Annotated in this window: 17 protein-coding genes; 11 read left to right on the top strand and 6 right to left on the bottom strand. The window is 53.5% G+C overall.

The features are described 5' to 3' along the window. Positions 1-30: 30 nt before the first annotated feature. Positions 31-1,179, bottom strand: a complete 1,149-nt coding sequence (locus ACGG90_RS06150) for a GGDEF domain-containing protein (RefSeq protein ID WP_390407142.1) — start codon at positions 1,177-1,179, stop codon at positions 31-33. A gap of 169 nt (positions 1,180-1,348) precedes the next feature. Here ACGG90_RS06150 and ACGG90_RS06145 point away from each other — a divergent pair, with 169 nt between their 5' ends. Then, complete coding sequence (locus tag ACGG90_RS06145) at positions 1,349-2,047, top strand: hypothetical protein (protein ID WP_390407140.1); 699 nt, start codon at positions 1,349-1,351, stop codon at positions 2,045-2,047. Here ACGG90_RS06145 and ACGG90_RS06140 read toward each other — a convergent pair. Then, positions 2,044-3,453 (bottom strand): aminotransferase-like domain-containing protein, encoded by a 1,410-nt coding sequence (locus ACGG90_RS06140; RefSeq protein WP_390407137.1) that lies wholly within the window; start codon positions 3,451-3,453, stop codon positions 2,044-2,046. The two genes, ACGG90_RS06145 and ACGG90_RS06140, sit on opposite strands and share 4 nt — an antisense overlap. A gap of 315 nt (positions 3,454-3,768) precedes the next feature. Here ACGG90_RS06140 and pdxS point away from each other — a divergent pair, with 315 nt between their 5' ends. Both pdxS and pdxT read left to right on the top strand, forming a co-directional pair. Next, a complete protein-coding gene (gene pdxS, locus ACGG90_RS06135) occupies positions 3,769-4,653 on the top strand; it encodes a pyridoxal 5'-phosphate synthase lyase subunit PdxS (protein ID WP_390407134.1) in 885 nt (294 codons plus the stop codon). 1 nt (position 4,654) lies between these two features. Further along, positions 4,655-5,212, top strand: coding sequence for a pyridoxal 5'-phosphate synthase glutaminase subunit PdxT (gene pdxT / locus ACGG90_RS06130; RefSeq protein WP_390407133.1), 558 nt, complete (start codon positions 4,655-4,657; stop codon positions 5,210-5,212). Between the two features lie 58 nt (positions 5,213-5,270). Here pdxT and ACGG90_RS06125 read toward each other — a convergent pair whose 3' ends face one another. The 3 genes from ACGG90_RS06125 to nrdF all read right to left on the bottom strand — a co-directional run bounded on the left by ACGG90_RS06125 (position 5,271) and on the right by nrdF (position 9,919). Beyond that, a complete protein-coding gene (locus tag ACGG90_RS06125; RefSeq protein ID WP_390407130.1) occupies positions 5,271-7,160 on the bottom strand; it encodes a GGDEF domain-containing protein in 1,890 nt (629 codons plus the stop codon). Positions 7,161-8,447: 1,287 nt separating this feature from the next. Beyond that, the gene (locus tag ACGG90_RS06120) at positions 8,448-8,933 is read right to left on the bottom strand and encodes a class Ib ribonucleoside-diphosphate reductase assembly flavoprotein NrdI (protein WP_390407127.1); all 486 of its coding nucleotides are present in this window, start codon (positions 8,931-8,933) and stop codon (positions 8,448-8,450) included. Next, entirely contained in the window at positions 8,930-9,919 is a 990-nt protein-coding gene (nrdF, locus tag ACGG90_RS06115) for a class 1b ribonucleoside-diphosphate reductase subunit beta (RefSeq protein WP_390407124.1), read from the bottom strand. The genes ACGG90_RS06120 and nrdF overlap by 4 nt, the downstream gene beginning before the upstream one ends. 171 nt (positions 9,920-10,090) lie before the next feature. Here nrdF and nrdE point away from each other — a divergent pair, with 171 nt between their 5' ends. From nrdE to ACGG90_RS06100, 3 genes are all read left to right on the top strand, one after another. After that, positions 10,091-12,262 (top strand): class 1b ribonucleoside-diphosphate reductase subunit alpha, encoded by a 2,172-nt coding sequence (gene nrdE, locus ACGG90_RS06110; RefSeq protein ID WP_390407122.1) that lies wholly within the window; start codon positions 10,091-10,093, stop codon positions 12,260-12,262. A gap of 241 nt (positions 12,263-12,503) precedes the next feature. Next, complete coding sequence (locus ACGG90_RS06105; RefSeq protein ID WP_390407120.1) at positions 12,504-12,797, top strand: hypothetical protein; 294 nt, start codon at positions 12,504-12,506, stop codon at positions 12,795-12,797. A gap of 109 nt (positions 12,798-12,906) precedes the next feature. Then, positions 12,907-13,182: a hypothetical protein gene (locus ACGG90_RS06100; RefSeq protein ID WP_390407118.1), complete on the top strand. Its 276-nt coding sequence runs from the start codon at positions 12,907-12,909 to the stop codon at positions 13,180-13,182. 668 nt (positions 13,183-13,850) lie between these two features. On the opposite strand, the gene ACGG90_RS06095 is transcribed toward ACGG90_RS06100, so the two are convergent. Next, on the bottom strand, positions 13,851-14,216 hold the full coding sequence (locus tag ACGG90_RS06095; RefSeq protein WP_390407116.1) for a pyridoxamine 5'-phosphate oxidase family protein: 366 nt from the start codon (positions 14,214-14,216) through the stop codon (positions 13,851-13,853). Between the two features lie 177 nt (positions 14,217-14,393). On the opposite strand from ACGG90_RS06095, the gene ACGG90_RS06090 reads away from it, so the two are divergent. The 5 genes from ACGG90_RS06090 to ACGG90_RS06070 all read left to right on the top strand — a co-directional run bounded on the left by ACGG90_RS06090 (position 14,394) and on the right by ACGG90_RS06070 (position 20,049). Further along, positions 14,394-15,275 (top strand): helix-turn-helix transcriptional regulator, encoded by an 882-nt coding sequence (locus tag ACGG90_RS06090; RefSeq protein ID WP_390407114.1) that lies wholly within the window; start codon positions 14,394-14,396, stop codon positions 15,273-15,275. A 171-nt stretch (positions 15,276-15,446) separates the two neighbouring features. Next, positions 15,447-16,193 (top strand): gamma-glutamyl-gamma-aminobutyrate hydrolase family protein, encoded by a 747-nt coding sequence (locus ACGG90_RS06085; RefSeq protein ID WP_390407112.1) that lies wholly within the window; start codon positions 15,447-15,449, stop codon positions 16,191-16,193. A gap of 13 nt (positions 16,194-16,206) precedes the next feature. Further along, positions 16,207-17,550, top strand: coding sequence for a glutamine synthetase family protein (locus tag ACGG90_RS06080; RefSeq protein WP_390407110.1), 1,344 nt, complete (start codon positions 16,207-16,209; stop codon positions 17,548-17,550). Between the two features lie 12 nt (positions 17,551-17,562). Then, positions 17,563-18,678, top strand: coding sequence for an amidohydrolase family protein (locus ACGG90_RS06075; protein ID WP_390407108.1), 1,116 nt, complete (start codon positions 17,563-17,565; stop codon positions 18,676-18,678). A 30-nt stretch (positions 18,679-18,708) separates the two neighbouring features. Continuing rightward, positions 18,709-20,049, top strand: coding sequence for an APC family permease (locus ACGG90_RS06070; RefSeq protein ID WP_390407107.1), 1,341 nt, complete (start codon positions 18,709-18,711; stop codon positions 20,047-20,049). The last annotated feature ends 871 nt before the right edge of the window (positions 20,050-20,920 follow it).

Here is a 20,920-nt window from a genome sequence, read left to right as displayed (position 1 = left end):
GTTGGCGGCGCTGTGCCACGAACACTTTTGTCACTTGGCTAGTTGGCCGTTGATGTTCAACCCGTCGCGCCCGGCGTGCTTGGCGGCATAAAGGTATTGATCGACGCGATTATAAATATCCAGATAATGTTCGTCGCTGGCTTGCGCTTGCGTGGCGCCTAGCGACACGGTGATGGTGAAGCTTTCGCCATGCTCCCCGTGAAAAGGCAGCGCACTCAAGCGCTTGCGCAAGCGCTGGGCAATTTGGGCAGCTTCTTGTTGATCTTGGCAATCGCTATGCACCAGCAAGCAGAATTCCTCACCGCCCATGCGATACACCGCCGTTTCATCAGGCAAGGTGGCGGCAAAAGCGCGGGTTTCTTTGGCCACGGTTTCCAACACCGTGTTGCCCACCAAATGGCCATAAGTATCGTTGATATGCTTGAAGTGATCCACATCCAACTCCAACAGCCAAAAGCCGCCTGGCGCTTGATGATGCTTGTGGTAAAGCGCTTGTAGTTCAGTGTTAAAAGTCCCGAAATTCTTCAGCCCAGTCATGCGATCGCGCACCGCTTCTTCGCGATAGCGGTTATTCATGATGCGCAATTTCACCAGCATCCGCGCATATTCATAACAGATCACAAATTCAATAATCAATGAACTGACCTGCCGCAACCAGAATTCAGGCGGCTTGGGGCTGGCGCTGTTGGCTAATACCGCCATCGTTGCGATGCCGTACACTGCCATCAACGGATAAATCACCCAGCGCTTGGCCCACAAGCGCGAACCGCGCAGTGCCAACAAACCGGCGACCCCAGCCCCGATCACAGTCAAGGCCAATTGCAGCGGCGTCGGCATGCCCACGACAAACCACAAATACCCCACGATCAAGGCCACTGATCCCAGCCAATAGATCCAAGATACCATCAGCAAGTTAAACACGAAGCCGGCGATGATCAGCAAGTTGAAATAAGTCCAATGGTCCCCAGTGAAATGCGGAGCTTGATGGCCATCGACTAACGCCATCATCACCAAATACAACAGAAACAGCCAACAGCTGCCATATTGAAGGATGTCATGGAACCTTTTCATCCAGCCAGATTGCTTCTCACCAATCCAATACACCAGCGCCAACACGCCGCTAAATAATATTAAATTGGTGACGATCGCCGCCACATAGGCTAATAATGTCCACAGCATCCCCTCACATCCCTTCGACCCAATTATACCCATATTCAGTTGCATTTGGCGCGCCCGAATTGTGGTTGCACCGACTTTCACATGCGTAAAATTGGCGCTGGCCGCCTTGGTCGTTGTACGCTATGAGTAGCAGATAACTCAAAGACCCACTCACAAAGGGGTGTGCGTGATGCAAGAAAGCTATGCGTTGACTTTAACCGTGCCGCAACGTGAGCTGCTGTTGATCCAAGCTCAGATCCTTGATGCGCCGGTGCCACCGGATTTGCGTGACACCTTGACACCGCAGTCTGTTGTTGAAGCGCCGAAACGCTTATTCGTGTCAGAAGACGATTTGGTTTATTACGCCGAATTATTCATCGAAGCGATCCGCCGTTATCCGCCAGCCTTACTGGTGGCTATTGAAGCCTTGCGCCAGATCCAGCTATTTGGCGTACATCATCAAACCATCCACAGCCGGCTGCACACCTTGCCGCCGATCCCGGTGCTAACCCAAACGCCAGAAACCATGTCCGTGGCATTAAGCTACACCCAGCGCCGCGAATTGACCCGCTTCTTATCCCAATCAGTGCTGGCTGCAGCGCAAGGCTATAACCAATACCGCCTAACGCGGCTATTGCCGCGGGTGACGACTTTGGCGCGCTTGTTGCCTAATCGCTTCTCACTATTCGCCCAGCCGCTAGCCCTCACCAGTTTGGAAGCCTTGGCGCTGGGCTTGATGGTCCTGGCACTGCGCAACACCGCTGTAGCCACTGTGTTGCCTTTTGGCGGCAATGCTTGGCAGCGGGTGTTTACTCAGCTATTGGACCAAAGCAAACAAGTCGACGCGCATGTGTATACTTTGCTGAAAGATGTCGCCAATGAACCTTAACGCCACGAAGCGAAAATCGTCGCCAACCGCGCCGTCAGCAAATGGCCAAGCAACGGGTCAAAACGGGCAAAACTCATGCGCACACAGTTCTCACGCGTGCCAAACAGCCAATCCGGCCGCACCAGCACCCGTGCTTGCAAGAAGGCTTGATAGTCGCCGGCTTTCAGCTGTCTTGGCACATTCAAGTGCACCCATAAGTGGTTATTGGCTTGCGGCTGGGCAAAACTCAGCGTGCCTTCTGCGACAAAAGGCAGCAGTGCCGACTCAAGCGCTTGGCGTCTGATCGCCAATTGTGCTTGTTGGTGCGCCACAGCGTCATTAAAGTCTGCTTGTTTGAGAAACTGCGTCGCCAATTGCTGCGGAAACACCGAGATCTCCGCTTCCATTTGTTGGCGGATCTGTGCCAAGCGCGAAACGACCCCAGGCAGCGCAATCAGCCAGCCGATCCGCGCATGCGGTCCGATCAAAGACGACAGCGACCCGATCAACAACACATTCTGCGGATCCAGCTGATATAATGCCGGCAAGGTCTTAGGCCCTGGCACCAAACCCAGCAGATCATCTTCAACGATCGGCAGCTGCAAGCTGCGACAGCGTGCCAACAACGCTTGGCGCTCTGCCAAGCTCATGGTGGTGCCAGTCGGGTTCTGCCCGGTGGGATCGACAAACAAGAAGCGCACGTGATGTTGGTGATACACCATGCTTAACGCTTCAAGATCTAACGCCCCGCCAATGCGCGGCACGCCATACACCCGGATCCCTGCCGCTTGAAAAAGTGTCAGCTGATAGAAATACGACGGCGCTTCTATTGCAATCGCGTCGCCTTGGCTCAACAAACCTTGCGCGATCAGATAATAAGCTTGTTGCGCGCCGCTGGTGATCAAGACTTGTTGCGGATTGACGGCTAAGCCGCGCTGGCGGATCAAGGCTTGTTTCAACTCCAGCAGCCCAGTCATGTCCATGGCCGCTTCTTGTTGGACCAATGCCGCCAAAGATAAGCCGGCACTGCTGATGGGCAAAGCCAGATCTGCTGCAACGGTAGAGTTGGCCAAATCGATCGCGTCAGATTCGTGTTGCAGTGCCGCCAGCCGCACGGCATAAGGCTCTGGGCCGCTGAGGCGATTGGTGTTGAGGTAATCATGCCAAGCCACCGGTGCTTGTACACCCCATTTGCCAGGGTTGACCCAGGTGCCGGCGCCGACTTTGCGCAACAACATGCCGCGCGCAACTAATTCGGCTAACGCGCGCTGAATCGTGGAGCGATTGACGCCTAAAAGCGCCGCCAGCCGCCGCTCAGCCGGCAGGCGGGTGCCTGGCAGCAAGGTGCCGTTGTTGATGCTTGATTCAATCAAGTTGATCACCCGCAAATAAGCCGGGTGCTCACTTTGTGGTAGTTGCCATTGCATAAGCCGCCTCCTTAATGACGGTGAAGGGGAAAAGAGCCGGACCGGTGTTGCTGCGCGACGTGGGGCAAGCGGTGGCGCAGGCAGCGCGGCGATGCGGGGCTTGAAACTTAGGTGGAAAACGCGCGTTCTCAAGCGCGGTTGGAACCGGCCGCGCCGCCTGCACTGACGCTTGCCCCACGCCGCGCAGCCACCCTTGCCCGGCCCGCTTCCAACCACGTTCACCAAATTGGATGGGAATAATCCCAGCCAATTGGTGGTATTCAATGGCTTCAGCCTACCATATAGTGAACACATCACACAAGTGGAGGTCAAGACATGGTAGAAACTGGTACAACATTAGTTAAGCGCGGCATGGCGCAAATGCAAAAAGGCGGCGTCATCATGGACGTCGCAAATGTCGAACAAGCAAAAATCGCAGAAGCCGCAGGGGCTGTGGCGGTGATGGCCTTGGAACGGGTGCCATCAGATATTCGCGCTGCCGGTGGGGTTGCGCGCATGTCTGATCCAGCAATGATCCAAGATATCATGGCCGCCGTTTCGATTCCGGTCATGGCCAAAGCCCGCATCGGCCACATTGCCGAAGCCCGCATCCTCGAAGCCATCGGCGTGGATTACATCGATGAATCTGAAGTGCTCACCCCGGCCGACGAGAAATATCACATCGACAAAACCACCTACCAGGTGCCTTTTGTCTGCGGGTGTCGTGATTTGGGCGAAGCCTTGCGCCGCATCGCTGAAGGCGCGTCGATGTTGCGCACCAAAGGCGAACCAGGTACCGGCAACATTGTCGAAGCCGTGCGCCACATGGAACAAGTCAACGAAGACATCGCCCGAGTCCATGCCGCAGCGGACAATCAGCTGGTGACGTTGGCCCGCGACTACCGCGTGCCGCTGGACTTGCTGCAAGGCGTGCATGAAAGCGGCCAGCTGCCAGTGGTCAACTTTGCAGCAGGCGGCGTGTCCACGCCGGCAGATGCCGCGTTGATGATGAATCTTGGCGCCGATGGCATTTTTGTCGGTTCCGGGATCTTCAAGTCTGAGAATCCCGAGAAATTCGCCAAAGCCATTGTGACGGCCACCGCGCATCCGACTGATTACGCCTTGATTGCCAAAGTCTCTGAGCACTTAGGCGCCCCGATGCGCGGCATTGAGCTCAACACCTTAAGCGAAGCGGACAAGATGTCCAAGCGAGGCCTGTAGCATGACAACAATTGGCGTATTGGCGCTGCAAGGCGCCGTTTCAGAACATGTCACCATGCTCGAACAACTCGGCGCCACCACTAAACTGGTGTTGACCCCGCAAGACCTTGAAGGTTTAGCTGGCTTGATCATCCCTGGCGGCGAAAGCACCACAATCAAGAAACTCTTGATCCGCGAAGCGATGCTTGAACCGCTGAAAGCCTTGATTGCCCAAGGCCTGCCGGTGTTTGGCACTTGTGCGGGAATGGTGTTGCTGGCCCAGCCTGACGCTTTGGCGGCTTTGCCTGCCACGGTTTTGCGCAACGGCTTCGGCCGCCAAATCGACAGCTTCCAAATTGATCTGAACGTCGCCGGCTTAGCGGCACCATATCCGGCGGTGTTTATCCGCGCACCGTATTACAGCGCGGTTGATGACGCGGTATCGGTGTTGGCCACCATTGACAACACCCGCATTGTCGCCGCGCGTTATCACCACTTGCTGGTCACCGCCTTCCACCCGGAACTCACCGAAGATTCACGGCTGCATGCACTGTTCTTGCAAATGGTTGCTGAACGTTAATTGACGACAAAAATGCTGCTGGCTTGCATTAAATTGCAAAGCCAGCAGCATTTTTGGGTTAGGCCAGACGCGGCAGTTCTGGGCGGTCAAAATAATAGCCTTGTAAGTATGGGGCTTTGATGACTTTCATGGCAAATTCAGCGTCGACACTGTTTTCAATGCCGGAAACGATGAATTTCACCTGCGCATTCGGCGAGTAATGGCGCCAGTTAGCTTCATCTGCAGCGGTGAAACCTTGCGGATAACGCTGGCGCATCACATCACAGTTGATCTTAAACACATCCAGATACTGCAAGCGCGTATTGAACGCTGACATCGGTTGTTTGCCATCGACATTGATCATGCCCACGCTTAACCCAGCGGCGTGATAGCGCGGCGCCCAAGCGGCCAATTGCAGCACGTCGCAGTGAAAATCCAGCTCAACTTGCAAATCGATGAGTTCAGGATGTCTGGCCCAATATTGCTTCAAGATATCCAGCGTTTCTTGCGCGGCAAACTGCCGCTGCGTTAAATGCATCATGATCCTAGGACAGCCGCCTGCTGCCAGCAAGTCGCTGATGTAATTCAGCTGCACCGCCAACGGAATCACAAACACCGTGGGGAAGTTCCAGCGGTCATGGCCGTATTCATACCGTGCCAACAACACTTCTTGGGCGATCGGCGCGGCGTTTAAGTCTTGGGTAACCAACACATTCTGGCTGATCAAGGTCCGTGTGGCCATCACATGATGGTTCGCATGCTTGTTGATGGTGCGATCATTGATGGTGATCGCATTGCGGCCGTTGTGCTTGCTTTGATACAAGCTGGCATCAGCGCGCGCATACACATCATCAAAGCGCGTGTCACCTGGCTGAAGTTCTGCCACCCCAATGGACAAGGTGGTGCGCACGCTATATTCTCCCGCGTCAAATTGCTGCTGCTGCACCGCGCGCCATACCGCAGTGACGATTTCTTGCACCGCATGCAGCGACTCATCCAGAAATACGATGCTGAACTCTTCGCCACCGGTGCGATACAGCGAATGCGTCCCGGGATTGGCCCGCAAGGCATGATCAATGGTGCTGGCCACGCCGATCAACACATCATCGCCGACTAAATGGCCATAGTGATCGTTGATTTGTTTAAAGTGATCGATATCGATCGCCGCCACCGTTAAATGGTGGCCGCCGTCATGGGCCTCTTTGAAGAAGCGCGTCACATCCCGGCGGTAAATCGAAGCACTTTTGGCATTAGTGAGTTGATCATATTGCGCCATTTGCGCATTGGCGGCATTCTGCAAATCGATGCGATGATCGTGCGCCAATTGAATGGCGGTGACGATCACCATGACCAAATACATCGCCAGCGCCTGCACCGTGATGATCGGCGTGATCGTCAACCCCGCCGAATGCGGCGGCAGCAGCAGCCAGAAACACGATCCCAAATACAGAAACGCCAGCACATGGCGCACCACTTGGTAGCGGATCTGATCGCGCCAATGCCGCAACACGAAGATCCCGATCAGCGCGCCGATCACCGAAATGGCAAACTCCGGCCGATCAAAATACCCCATATGGTGCATTTCCCAAACATTGGCAACGCCAACCACACGGATCAGAAATTCCCACCATGTGGTATGCCCGTCCAACAAAATGAACGTTAAGACAAACAAGCCCATGTTATGAAACATCAACCCGGAAGCATTGGTGAACACCAGCCAGCCGACCATATGCAAGGCGGTACCGATGCCGATCGCCACCAAAACGATCACCACGCGCGCAACCCAAGCAATTACCGGCTTATCTTTTTGCAAAGAAAGCACGTACCGCCAGATCTGGCGATAGTATGTGATAAAACCTGCCGCAAACATAAACGAGATCACAAGCTGCGCAAACCACACCGACCCGCTTAGCGGCCCAGTCCCCAGGGTCGCCACATGTGTGGTGGCATTCATATCCATCATATCCATTGCGCCCCCCAAAGCTCAAACGACTGGATCCACCCGAACTGCCAATAACTAAATTTACGTCAAAATATTATAATATAGTATATCGCCTTCTGGACCCAAAGGAAAGTTAATCCCCTATACATTTTCACAAATTGGTTGCAGCACCGCAGCCTTGTCGCGACGCACCGTGTCTTGTCCAAGTAACCAGTGGTATATCCTCTGGCTAAGAATCTTTTACAAAAAAATTGCTAATAAGACATAAATGTAATCGCTTGTATCGTAAAATTGGTCCCTTGTCGTGACTAATACCCGGCTACCAGTTGCATTTCGTTACACATCGTAAAAAAGCCCGGGCAGGGGTTGCTGCGCGGCGTGGGGTAAGCGGCGGTGCAAGCGGTGCGGCCGGTTCCAACCGCGCAAAGGTACGCGCGTTTTCCACCTAAGAATTGAACCAGGCGCTCGCTTTGCTCGCCTTGCCTGTCTCAATTCTTGCCGCGATCAGCACAGTCAGCCAAGCACAGCCCGCCTGGCTGACTGTGCTGACCGTTTCACGGCTTGACCGCCGCTTACCCCACGCTGCTCCGCAACCCCTGCCCTACATCATTCGAATCAGTCTACAATTGTTCGGATTCACACCGAAACGCGCAAGATAAAGTGATTGGAAATCGGAGCCCAATCGTGCAGGAAACAGGACCTGGCAGCCGCATTGTGCCAAGACCAACCAGCGTCAGTGGTGCCGTTCTTCTTGGCAACGGAACACAAGGCGCGTGAGCGAAAGCCACTCGACAGGCGCAGCGAAGCAAAGTTGGTAAGTTACCGCCCACCGCCCCCTACGTTCCACGCACTTTGGCCATAGCCCCAGCTGCTCCCAGTTACCGTTTCCGACATAATTCGTTTAAAGCTGCGATACCTTGCCACGTCAGTGCGGATCCTACCAATTGGCATTAATTTGGATGATGTCGGACAGCTGTTACGAAGCGGCGTGGGGCAAGCGTCGGTCAGGCCGTGAAACGAGCAGCGCAGAAAGACATGCGGGCTGTGCATGTCTTTCTGCGCTGCTCGCGGCAACTTTTGAGCTTTGCAAGACGAGCCGCAGGCGAGTGCAAAGCTCAAAAGTTAGGCGGAAAACACGCGCTTTTCAGCGTGGTTGAAGCCGGCCGCACCGCCTGCGCCGACGCTTACCCCACGCTGCGCAGTAACAGCTGCCCGGGCCTACACGACTGTCGTCTTCGTCGAGCCGCGCAGCCCAACGCGGCGTATAAAAAAACGCCTTTGCCCACATCAAATGTGGCCAAAGGCGCAACTTGGTTAATGGACCAGCGTGCGCTTGGTGCCGCGGCGGTCGTAATCGCGCTGGTAGTTGCACAGCGCTTGATAGATCTTGGCGGCTTCAACATCATTGCCGCGCAATTCAAACATCCCGATCACCGGTGAGTTGAAGCGCCTTGCATAATGCTTGGCCGTCAAGCCGAATTGGGCGTTGAAGTTGCGATTGCCGGAACCGATGATGCCCAGCAAATTCTCGGTGTTGCCGGCATCAAGCTCATCGCGAAAGTCGACTGTCATCACTTCTTGCACGCCGTTATTGATGCCATCGCCGCCGTCTAAATAAGTCGGCACCATGACGAAATACGGCTGATCCATGATTGCTGGGTCAACGGATTCATCATAAGCCACCGCGTTGATCAAAGGGGCCTGGGCGTCTTTGGCATGTTGGGCTTTGGCATAAGCTGTCAAGCGCTTGGCAAAAGCCGCGGTGTTGCCGGAAATGGAAACATAGAACACGTTGATCATTTGTCGTCACCAGCTTCTGGATCAGAAATCACGTCAATGTTGTAATCGTCATCGCTCATGGCTTCAACTTGGCCCAGCAAGTAGCCGTTGCCGACTTGCGAGAAGAAGTCGTGGTTAGAAGTGGTGGTGTTGATCCCGTTCATGATGATCGGGTTGACATCAGCGGCACTGGTTGGGAACATCGATTCCTTGCCTAAGTTCATCAAAGCCTTGTTGGCGTTATATTCAACGAAAGTCATGACTTCTTTGGTCCAGCCGACTTGGTCGTAGCAAAGCGCTGCGTACTTCTCTTCGTTAGCGTAAAGCTTGTACAACAAGTCGTAGGCCCAGTCGTCTTGTTTCTGCTTCTCAGCGTCAGACAATTGGTTGTAGGCGATTTGGTACTTGTAGCCGATGTAGGTGCCGTGCACGGATTCGTCGCGCAAGATCAGCTTGATGATTTCAGCGACGTTGTTGAGCTTATTATTGCCCAGGTAATAAAGTGGGGTGTAGAAGCCGGAATAGAATAAGCAAGTTTCCAAGAAAACGTTGGCGACTTTCTTGTGCATCGGGTCTGGGTCGTTGCGGTACAAATCCACGATCCATTGCGCCTTGTTTTGCAAGTATTCTTCAGAATCGGACCATTGGAAGATCTCGTCGATTTCAGATTGGGTGTTCAACGTTGAGAAAATGGTGGAATAAGACTTGGCATGGACCGATTCCATGAATTGGATGTTGTTCAACACCGCCTTTTCATGCGGGGTAATGGCGCCGGTGGTCAAAGCGCGCATGCCGTCTTGGCTTTGCACCGTGTCCAACAGTGTCAACCCGCCAAAAACATGGCCAACCACCCATTGATGGGTGCTGTCGAGTTCACGCCAGTCATCCATGTCGTTGGATACCGGGATCCGTGTGTCCAGCCAGAACTGTTCGGTGAGTTTCTCCCAAGTTGCTTTGTCGACGGCGTCTGAAACGCGGTCCCAATTAATTGCCTGATAATTTGCCATGTGTTGCTGTCTCCTTCTCCGCTTAGGTGTTAGAATGTCACTTGCGCGCTATTTATACGAAAGCCTCGCACAAGTCATTAAACGCTAGATGTTGTCTGGCGTTTGACCATAACCACAATATACAGTATTATAGCATTATTCTCAATTACTGAATTCAAAGGAGTTGCAGTCATGGGCCTTAAAGCGATCGATCCAGAGCAAGTCACCTATTTTAAACTCAACAACGAAATCAACATCCCCGTCAACGGGCAGATCCCGTTAAATAAAGATAAAGAAGCATTGGCCGCGTTCTTCAAAGAAAATGTCGAACCAAACACCATGCAATTTGCCAGCTTGCAAGCCCGCCTCGACTACTTGGTCGAACATGACTATTATGAAGCCGACTTCTTGCACAAGTATTCCTTGGCGTTCATGCAAGAGCTGAGCGATTACTTAAAGGCCCAGGACTTCCACTTCCAGTCTTTCATGGCCGCTTATAAGTTCTATGCCCAATACGCCTTGAAGACTGATGACAACGAACAATATCTCGAATCTTTTGAAGACCGCGTGTTTGCCAACGCCTTGTTCTTCTCTGATGGCAACGAAGATTTGGCGCGCAGCTTGGCTGACGAAATGATCCACCAACGCTACCAGCCTGCCACCCCCAGCTTCTTAAACGCCGGGCGTGCCCGCCGCGGGGAATTGGTGTCTTGTTTCTTGCTGCAAGTGTCTGATGACATGAACAGCATCGGCCGCGCCGTGAACTCCGCTTTGGAACTGTCTCGTATCGGCGGCGGCGTGGGGATCACTTTGTCTAACTTGCGTGAAGGCGGCGCCCCGATCAAAGGTATCGAAGGCGCAGCTTCTGGCGTGTTGCCAGTGATGAAGCTCTTGGAAGATTCTTTCTCTTATTCCAACCAGCTTGGTCAGCGCCAAGGCGCCGGCGTGGTGTATTTGAACGTTTTCCATCCTGACATCATTTCTTTCTTAGGCGCTAAGAAAGAAAACGCCGACGAGAAATATCGCCTGAAGACCTTAAGCCTCGGCGTGATCGTGCCAGACAAGTTCTATGACTTGGTCAAAGCAGACGCCGACATGTACTTGTTCTCTCCATATTCTGTGGAGCGCGAATACGGCCAACCGTTCTCTTACATCGACATCACCAAAGAATACGACAACTTGGTGGCCAACCCTAACATCACCAAAACCAAGATCCGCGCCCGCGATTTGGAAACTGAGATCTCCAAGCTTCAACAAGAATCCGGCTATCCTTACATCTTAAATGTGGACACCGCCAACAACGCCAGCCCAATCGCCGGCAAGATCATCATGTCCAACTTATGCTCTGAAATCATGCAGGTGCAAACCCCTAGTGTCATCAACAATCGCCAAGAATATGATGTGATGGGCACCGATGTTTCTTGCAACTTGGGCTCTACCAACATCCCGAACTTAATGAAGTCCCAAGACTTCGGCAAATCAGTGGAAGCAATGGTGCGGGCGTTGACCTTCGTCACCGACCACTCTGAAATCGACGTGGTGCCTTCTGTGCAAAATGGTAACGACCTCGCCCATTCCATCGGCTTAGGCGCCATGGGCTTGCACACGTATTTTGCCAAGCACCATATGCACTACGGCTCGCCTGAATCTTTGGACTTCACCAACCAATACTTCTTGTTGCTGAACTACTATTCCCTGAAGGCTTCCAACAAAATCGCGCGCGAACGCGGCGTGGTGTTCCACAACTTTGAAGCCTCCAAGTACGCTGATGGCAGCTATTTTGACAAGTATATCAATGGCGACTGGGGCATCAAATACGACACCGTGCGCGAACAATTCGCCGGCATCGATATTCCGACTGCCGACGACTGGCACGAGCTTAAAGCCGCCGTCATGAAAGATGGTTTGTACCATCAAAACCGCATGGCTGTGGCACCAAATGGTTCAATTTCTTACATCAACGACACCAGCTCTTCCTTGCACCCGATCGTCAACCGCATCGAAGACCGCCAAGAAAAAACCATCGGCACGATTTACTACCCGGCTTCCGGCTTGGCCAATGACACCTTGCCATATTATCAAAGTGCCTATGACACCAACATGTGCAAAGTGATCGATGTCTACGCCGCCGCCCAGCAACATGTCGATCAAGGCATGTCCATGACCTTGTTCATGCGCTCAACGATCCCCACCGGCTTGTACCCATGGAAGAACGGCCGCACCGACAAAATGACCACCCGCGATTTGAACATCTTGCGCAACTACGCGCATGCGAAAGGCATCAAGTCGATTTATTATATCCGCACCTTCACCGATGACGACGACGAAATCGGCGCCAACGCTTGTGAAAGCTGCTCGATCTAACCGCAATAACTGAAAACCCCTTTGCCAACCTGGCAAAGGGGTTTTCTTTGATTGATCATGCAAGCGGTTCATTTTGTGCGTAATTTATTATCGATTATTATTATCCGCATATTAATATTGTATTTAACCTGATTCTCGGGATTTGGAACCTGAAATATCTATTAAACTTCTTTAATAGTTGGTCGCGAGAGGTGATTTATATGCTATCTTTAAGTTATTAACGACATGGAGGAAAATGCTGATGAACGCTTCTCGTATCACTGCCGGCGGCTTGCCTTTCGGACTTGCCGCGCGTCAACGCCGCATGGTGTCTGAGCTATTGTTACGCAAGCTTGCGCACCACGGCTATCCGGAAACTGCCATTCACTTCGATACCGACTTGACCAAACATCACGACCACGGCGCGATCAGCTACCAGCTGACATTCACCACCGTGAGCCAACCGCGTACTTATACCGCCACTGCCATCAAGGCTGGCAAACAATGGCGCGTTGAACTAGCCAAAGACGGCCAAACGCCTGAGCTGCTGCGCTAGAATTTGTATTAATTTAATAGTTTAAATTAGGTTTATGAACCCGTTGTGTTGCGCTTTATCGCTGTATATTAGAGCCATAGGATTTTTGCGATAATGGAGGCGACTTATCATGTCGATTGCGACTTTATTCAGCCACGAAGCCCGGCAGCACCGCGCTGTCGAGCACCTGGTGTTCAACTTGCTCGCCAAAAACGGCTACCCCGAAACCGCCTTGTTAATGGCCGATGAGCTCAAGCGTGATCAAACTGCGGATCATCCCACCTACCGCTTAACGTTTGCCACTTGGGAAAGCGATGAACAATACCAAGTCATCGCCGAGAAAAACTCAGGCAGCTGGCGCGTCGCTTTACAAGTCGGCGACCAAGCTCCGCGTGACTTGCAATAATTCATCACCAGCGGTTTACGCCTTTGCGTAGACCGTTTTTGTGTGGTCTAAAGGCCGGGCAGGGGCTGCTGCGCGTCGTGGGGGAAGCGTCGGCGCAAGCGGCGCGGCCGGTTCCAACCGCGCGGTGCGTATCTATCAGTCATGCATCATTCACTACGGGTTATATTTTCGACGGCTCTCGTTCGATCAACAAGAATCGTAAGCTGAAACCTAATTTGGAGGACAGTGTGACCGGGGGCAGCTGGGGCGGAGGCCAAATGGCGTCAGGGGTGTCGTTGTTCTTAGCACCGCAGCGCAACGCGCGGAGGCGCTTAGAACAAGGCGCGCGGGCGAGATCCACTTTGCGTACGGAGCGCAGCGGAGACGCAAAGTTAGCTCGCCCGCCGCCCACCACGTTCCACGCCATTTGGCCGTAGTCCCAGCTGCCCCCGGTCGCCCTGTCCGGCCTTCACCAGCCGTAAACTTCGTCGAGCTACGCAAAGCAACGCGATTGCGTATAAGTCGTGACGCCGCTTGGGCCAAGACCGCCCAAACGTCACCCCGCCTTATACACATCGCTAAAACCGCTTTGCTGCGCTCTGGGGGACAAAAATCCCCCTTCTGTTCGGGAAGGGGGATCATTTTGGTTATATACCGATCAACACTGTGACATGGTAGAACAGACTTGATCAGATCTTCTGTTGGATATCGTCGATGGTCACGACCAACAGCCGCGTCATCCATGGGAATTGGGCGTGCTTCTTATCAAAAGCCGCGCCGCTTGCGGTGAATTCGCCAGTGCCATGCACATGAAACCCTGCGCCTGGCCCAACGGTGCCTTCGACTGCCTTGGAACCAAACGTCAACGTGACATGGTTATCGTTGGCAAAGTCGGCTTCGATGCTGTGCATCCCCGCCGCTGGGATCAACAACTGGTTGTCGCTAACAGTCACATAAGACATCCAGGTGTTAACCACATGCGCCGGCGCGGCATTCACCGTGATGATGGTCACCGGGCCTTCGTGCTGCAACACTTCAAGAAATTTCTCGTTCAATGGCACCACCTCCTTCAACGATACCATTGTAACGCGGCAGCAATTTCCCTGTTAGCGTTTAATTGTCGGAAAAGTTATGCCATTCTGTTGTTTTGCCTGGAAATCGTGGCCCTCATCAGCCGCGTTTGTGCTAGAATAGCAGATATAAACAATTTTTGCGATAACGGAGGTCAAGCTATGTACACGCCGATTTGGAGTGCCACTACCGTTCCCTTAGATTTAGGCGCCTTGAGTGCGCCACCTGATCCAGAAGCCGGTGGCACGCAGCTGGCGATCATTCAATGCCGCCGCGAGTGCATCCTGCGCCTCAAAGGCCGGCCGTTGGCGCTTAAAACCGGCGACATCGTCTTGATCCACAATCCGATGCCGGCGCAATTGGAACCATATTCCCCGACTCGGCCGTTGCAGGCGCGCTTCTTCATCCTGCCGGTAGCCAACACCGTGGGCATCGGGCCTAACGCCATGATCACCAGCCTCTTGCAAAGCACCGACACTGCCCACATTGTCTTTCGCCGCATCGCCCATGAATTAACCAACGGCTATTGCGAACAACTGGCGCGCTTGATGCTGATGAAGCCGCAAGACGGTTATTTGCGTTATGAAGCGTCAATGGTGGCCAACTTGTTGTTAACTGAATTGTCTCGGGCCCGGTTGAATGCGATGATGATCATCGAATCCGACTTTCCAGAAGACAACTTGCGCGGCGCCGACAAGGCCCATCAAGTCGGCTTGATCCTCAATTACATCATGGCCCACATCGATTCGGTGACCTTGAAGTCTGCTGCTGAATACTTCGGCTATGAGCCTAACTACTTCTCGCGGTTGTGCCACGACTTGTTCAAGAAGCCCTTCTCTGCTGAGTTGCGCTTCATTCGCATGAACCAAGCCAAGAAAATGCTGGCGATGACGGCGCAAAGCGTCGCTGAAATCGGCTTTAGCCTCGGTTACAAGAACCCAGCTAACTTCGATCACACCTTCAAGAAGCAATTTGATATCACCCCTAGCGCTTACCGCCGTCAAGCGCAGCTGGCGCAAGCCAATGACACCGAAGTGCGCTAAGAGATTCAAGCATCCGAATATTACTTCACTAATGACTTGCAGCGTCCGTCAGGCGCCGCAAGTTTTTTGCTTTTTCCCACGTTTTGCCCTTGTAATACCAGAATTTTATGCCTAAACTTATAAAAGTTTTGTTTTCTGAAAATTCGATGCCGCAAGAAAGGAATTCCGCACATGAAACCGATCATTGCCTTACCTAGTGACGAATTAGTCGAGATCAATCCGCAAAAGCCTGACGACCATCCGGTATATGCGCCGCACGACGTCAAAGAAGGGGTGCTGGCTGCCGGCGGGATCCCGATCATCTTGCCGTTTCCCGACGACATCAGCATGGTTGACGAACTCGTCGCCGACATGGTGCAAACCTTTGACGGCTTACTGCTGCCAGGCGGCCCGGATGTAAACCCGCTGCATTTTGGCGAAGAACCGATCCCAGAAATCGGCATCACTGTCGACCAGAAAGACGTCTTTGAAATCGCCTTGATCAAAGCCACCTTGGCAGCGCACAAGCCGATTTTCGGCATTTGCCGCGGCATCCAAATCGCCAACGTCGCATTAGGCGGCACCTTGTATCAAGACCTTGGCGCCCAAGATCCGGATTGCACCATTCAACATTCACAAGCCACGCTGGGTCACTGGCTGACCCACCATGTTGACACCGTGCCTGGTTCGCGGGTCAATGAATTGCTTGGCGACCGCTTCTTGGTCAACTCGCGCCACCATCAAGCGGTGCGCACCGTTGCGCCTGGCTTGAAAGTCACCGCCACCGCACCAGATGGGGTGATCGAAGCATTGGAATCCGAGGCCGACGACAGTATCTTGTTGATCCAGTGGCATTCTGAGAACCTCTGGTACAAACATCCGGAACATTTGCGGTTCTTCACCGACTTGATCCAACGCGCCCAAAAAGCGCGCGCTTAATTTGGAGGCATTTATGAACGACGAACAACTGGTTGCACAACTCAAAGAGCACGGTGTGCGCATCGTTGAATTCTTATACACTGACTACACCGGCTTGTTGCGCGGTAAAACGGTGCTGATCGACCACTTGACCAAGCACTTGCATGCCGGCATGGGCATCACCAAAGCGATGTTTGCTTCTACCGCCCGTGATGGTTTGGTCGACGTTGAAGACATGACGGCAGTGGGCGAATTGCGCCTGGTGCCAGATCTTGATTCCTTGCACATCCTGCCTTGGGCGCCGGTGGCCACGATGATGTGTGACCATTACAACACCGATCACACAAAAGCCCCGGCTGACCCGCGCAACATTTTGCAGCAAGTCGTAGCCGACCTTAAAGCTGCCGGCTTTACCGCCCAAATGACTTATGAACATGAATTTGAATTGTTCACTGATGGTCCAGACGGCCGCCAGCCTGCCAATCCGAAAGTCTGCTTCTCCACTGAAGCGATGGATTTTGGCTATACCTTCTTGCCGGAACTTTTAGACCAGCTGCAGGCTTTAGGGATCGAGCCGGTTGAGTATTACCCAGAAGCCGGCGCCGGCCAGCACGAACTGCCGCAAGCACCAGCTGCGCCATTGGCTGCGGCTGATCATATGTTGAACCTTAAGCGGGTGGTTAAACATGTCGCTTTGACGCATGACTTGTATGCCACTTTTGCCCCAAAGCCGATGTTAGATTCTGGGGCAAATGGGGCGCATATCCACTTCTCACTGTGGGATGAAGCCGGCAAGAACGCCTTTTATGATGCTGATGCCGACATGCATTTAAGCGCAGTGGGCCGCCACTTTATCGGCGGAATGTTGGCGCATATTCAAGGTTTGTTGGCTTTGACTTGCGCGTCGGTGAACTCTTATCAGCGCCTGCAGCCAGGGCATTGGTCTTCGGCCTATGCAACTTTTGGCCAAGACAATCGCGAAGCGGCCATTCGTGTGCCGTCCAGTTTCTGGGGCGACGCGGCCAATGGGGCCAACGTCGAACTCAAAGCCTCTGATGCCACGGCTAACCCGTACATGGCACTGGCTGGGATCTTGGCCGCAGGGCTTGACGGGATCCGGCGGGAATTAGAGCCAACCACTCCAGTTGACGTTGATCCGGCGCAATTATCAGCTGAGCGGCGTGAGGAATTGGGCGTCCACCGCTTGCCAACGAACTTGCAAGAAGCGCTTGATGCGCTGGCCGCGGATCCTTTGTTCACCCAAGTCTTCTCGGCGCGCACCATCGACGCTTATGTGAAGGTCAAGCACGCAGAAGTCACCCACTTTGCCAACATGGCACCAGAAGCGATTGCCGCAGAACACCGCGACTTGTACTAAAGAGAGGCTATCATGTCTACTATTCACGATTATTTGGCCAGCGTGCCGCTGGTCGACCATCATTGTCATTATTTGATCAAAGCATCTGCGCCTAATCGCGCCAAGCGCTTGGCGCAAGTTTCCACCGAAGCCGACAACGCTTATCCGCTAAGCGACACCAAGAACCGCTTGGCTTGGCACGCCTTTATCGATGAAGCCAACCGCCGTGCCATTGATCCGCAAGCGCCGCTGCGCGATCTCACCGATGCTGAATACGCAACCTATAATCAGCGCGTCTTTGGCCACTACCGCTTCACCGATTTGTTCATCGACACCGGCTTTGTGCCTGATGACCCGATCTTAGACTTAGCAGAAACAGCCAAGCTGACCGGCACGCGGGTCCACGCGATTTATCGCATTGAGACCCACGCGGAAACTTGGTTGGACCAAACGGATAACTTCAACGACTGGTTTGACGGCTTAGCCGGTCAAGTCGCTGCCGCCAAAGCTAACGGCTATGTGGGCTTTAAGTCGATCGCCGCGTACCGCTTCGGTTTGCGCTTGACTAATCCGACGCAAGCTGAGGCTGTCGCCGCTTATAATCAATGGCGCGCCAGTGGCATCAACCGCTTAACCAGCCCGACGTTGATTTCATATATCCTGTGGCAATTGGCGCCGACGTTGGCTGCGCAACACATGCCACTGCAGTTTCACGTGGGCTATGGCGACGCGGACACTGATTTGTTTGAAGGCAACCCGCTGTTGTTGCGGCCGTTTCTGCAGGAATTCTGCCCGCAAGGTTTGCCGGTGGTGTTATTGCACTGCTACCCGTATCACAAAGAAGCCGGCTACTTGGCGTCGGTATTCCCGAATTTGTATTTTGACATCAGCTTGATCGACAACCTAGGGCCGCATTCTGTCCCACGGGTGTTGGATGAAGCGCTGGACCTGGCGCCATATTCGCGCTTCTTGTTTGCCAGCGACGCATCGACTTATGCTGAGATGTATGCCGTGGGCGCGCGCACCTTCAAGCAAGCCTTGGCGCAACACTTGGATTCATTGGATTATATTTCTGAAGCGCAGAAGCAAACGTGGTGTGACATGATCTGCCACGGCAATGCGGAGCGGCTTTACTTACACAAGGCTTAATTAGCTTATTCTGGAGGAATAACTGTTTTTATGAAAAAGAACAAATTGTCTTTGCTCGAAGTCCTCGGGCTTTCTGTTGCGATGCTGGCACCGACTGGCGCGATGGCGTTCAACACCGCCGGCGCCGTGACCAACGCCGGCATCACCGCGCCTTTGGCCTTCATCTTAGGCGGGATCGCGATGCTGTTTACCGGGATCTCTTTTGTCCAACTCGGCCGCAAAACGCATGGCGACGGCTCGGCTTATGCCTATAACCGCGTGGCGTTAGGCGAAAAGGCCGGCTTCTTGTCCGGCTGGTTATTGGTGTTGACGTATGTGACTTTTGCCATGAGCAGCTCGGCGATCGTTGGTAACTTCTTGAACGTCTTCTTGAGCCACTTCGGCATCCACTTGCCGATCCCGTTGTACATCGTGTTGGTGCTGCTGGTCGGCGGCGCCTTGTCCCATCGCGGTATCGAGTTCTCCACCCGCTTTGCGTTGACTTTGGAATTCTTTGCCGTTGGCGCGTTGGTGATCTTGGCGGCAGTGATCTTGGTGCATGGCGGCAACAACGGCTTGTCCACGGCGCCAGTCAACCCAAGCAACGCCAGCTTCTCGCAAATCGGCACCGGGATGATTTTTGCCTTGATGTCTTTTGCCGGGTTTGAAGGCGCAGCGACCATCGCCCCGCGCGGGAAGAACCCGAAGAAAGCCATCACCATTTCGATCTTAGGTTCCGTGATTTTCGCGGCGGTTTTCTACTTCATCATCACTTACATCGAAATCGTTGGTTTTGGCGTAGGCAACATTGCCAAAATGGCTAACTCTGCAGCGCCGGTCAACTACTTAGCCACGCAATACATGGGCAACGGCATGGCCACGTTCTTGGACTTCGCGGCGGCCATGAGTTACTTTGCTTGCTACTTCGGCGCGTTAAACGCCGGCGCCTTCATGCTGGAAGCCTTGTCTGCGCAAGGCTACTTGCATCCATGGCTGGCCAAGCTGTCAGGCGAGAAGCAAACCCCTTCGCATGCCTTGGATCTGATCACGGTATTGTCCTTGATCTTCTATTTGATCTTTGGGATCTTTGGCGGTATCGGCGCCGGGGATTACTATAACTGGTTTGGTACGCTGGGCATGATCCCGCTGCTGCTGGTTTATGTGCTGGTCAATGCCGGTTCAATGCGCTTCTTCTTGAAGCATCGCGATGAAGGCTTCGGCTGGTTCAAACACGTGGTGGCGCCGATTTTGGGCATCATCGTGTTGATCTACCCGATTTGGTCCAACATCTACCCGATCCCAGCTTGGCCGTTGAACATGTTCCCTTATATCACTTTGATCTGGCTGATCATCGGCTTCTTCCTGCCGAAGAAAGACCCGTTGGATCTGTAAATATATACAAACGCACCGCATCACGTCGCCGTTATTGGCAGCGTGGTGCGGTGCGTTTGTGGTTTGGGGTGGGGCCGGACTGGTGGTGCTGCGCAGGATGGGCAAGTGGCGGCGCAGGCTGTGCGGCCGGTTCCAACCACACCAAGTCCGCGTGTTTTCCACCTAAGAATTGAGCCAGGCGCTCGCTTTGCTCGCCTGCCTGTCTTGATTCTTGCCGCGATCAGCGTTGCGAGCCAAGCACAGCCCGCTTGGCTCACTACGCTGATCGTTTCACGGCCTGACCGCCACTTGCCCCACCCCGCTTCGCACCACCAGTCCTACATCATGCGTGACAGGTTCAGAAGCTGTCAGCTTACAAATTCTGGCGTTGTTGACGAAATTGACAGATTATAATCGACAGTTCAGCCAATTGTCACTGATAACGGTCTTATCGCAACCGGATATTCTTTCTGATGCGTATTGGCTCGCCACAAAGCAGAAAAGGAAAGCACAAGAAAAAACCACGTTAACACTTCTGGGAAAGTAGACGTGATTTTGCAATAATATGACGTTCGAAAAGCCACCGCTCTTTACGCGGCATGCAAGGATCCGATTATCGATCCGAGTCGCAGCTTCCAATGGTACGACAAATACACGATCAGCGCCGTATTCGCTATCGTGTATTTGTCGCAACAGGCTATGTCTAGCTGTGCCTGTTGGGTTTCGTCGAGCTGCGTGGCGCAACGCGGGTGCGGCTAGCTACGCCATTGCACTTGAGGCAAAGACCGCCTCACGCACAATGGCTAGGCTACCCGACCCGCTAAAAGCGCGCCACTTCGCTCTGGTTTCGTCGAGCTGCGCAAAGCAACGCGATTGCGTGTAAGTCATCCCG

The sequence above is a fragment of the Lacticaseibacillus jixiensis genome (assembly GCF_042847315.1).
Classification (GTDB): domain Bacteria; phylum Bacillota; class Bacilli; order Lactobacillales; family Lactobacillaceae; genus Lacticaseibacillus; species Lacticaseibacillus jixiensis.
This window is presented reverse-complemented; position numbering and strand designations above follow the sequence as displayed.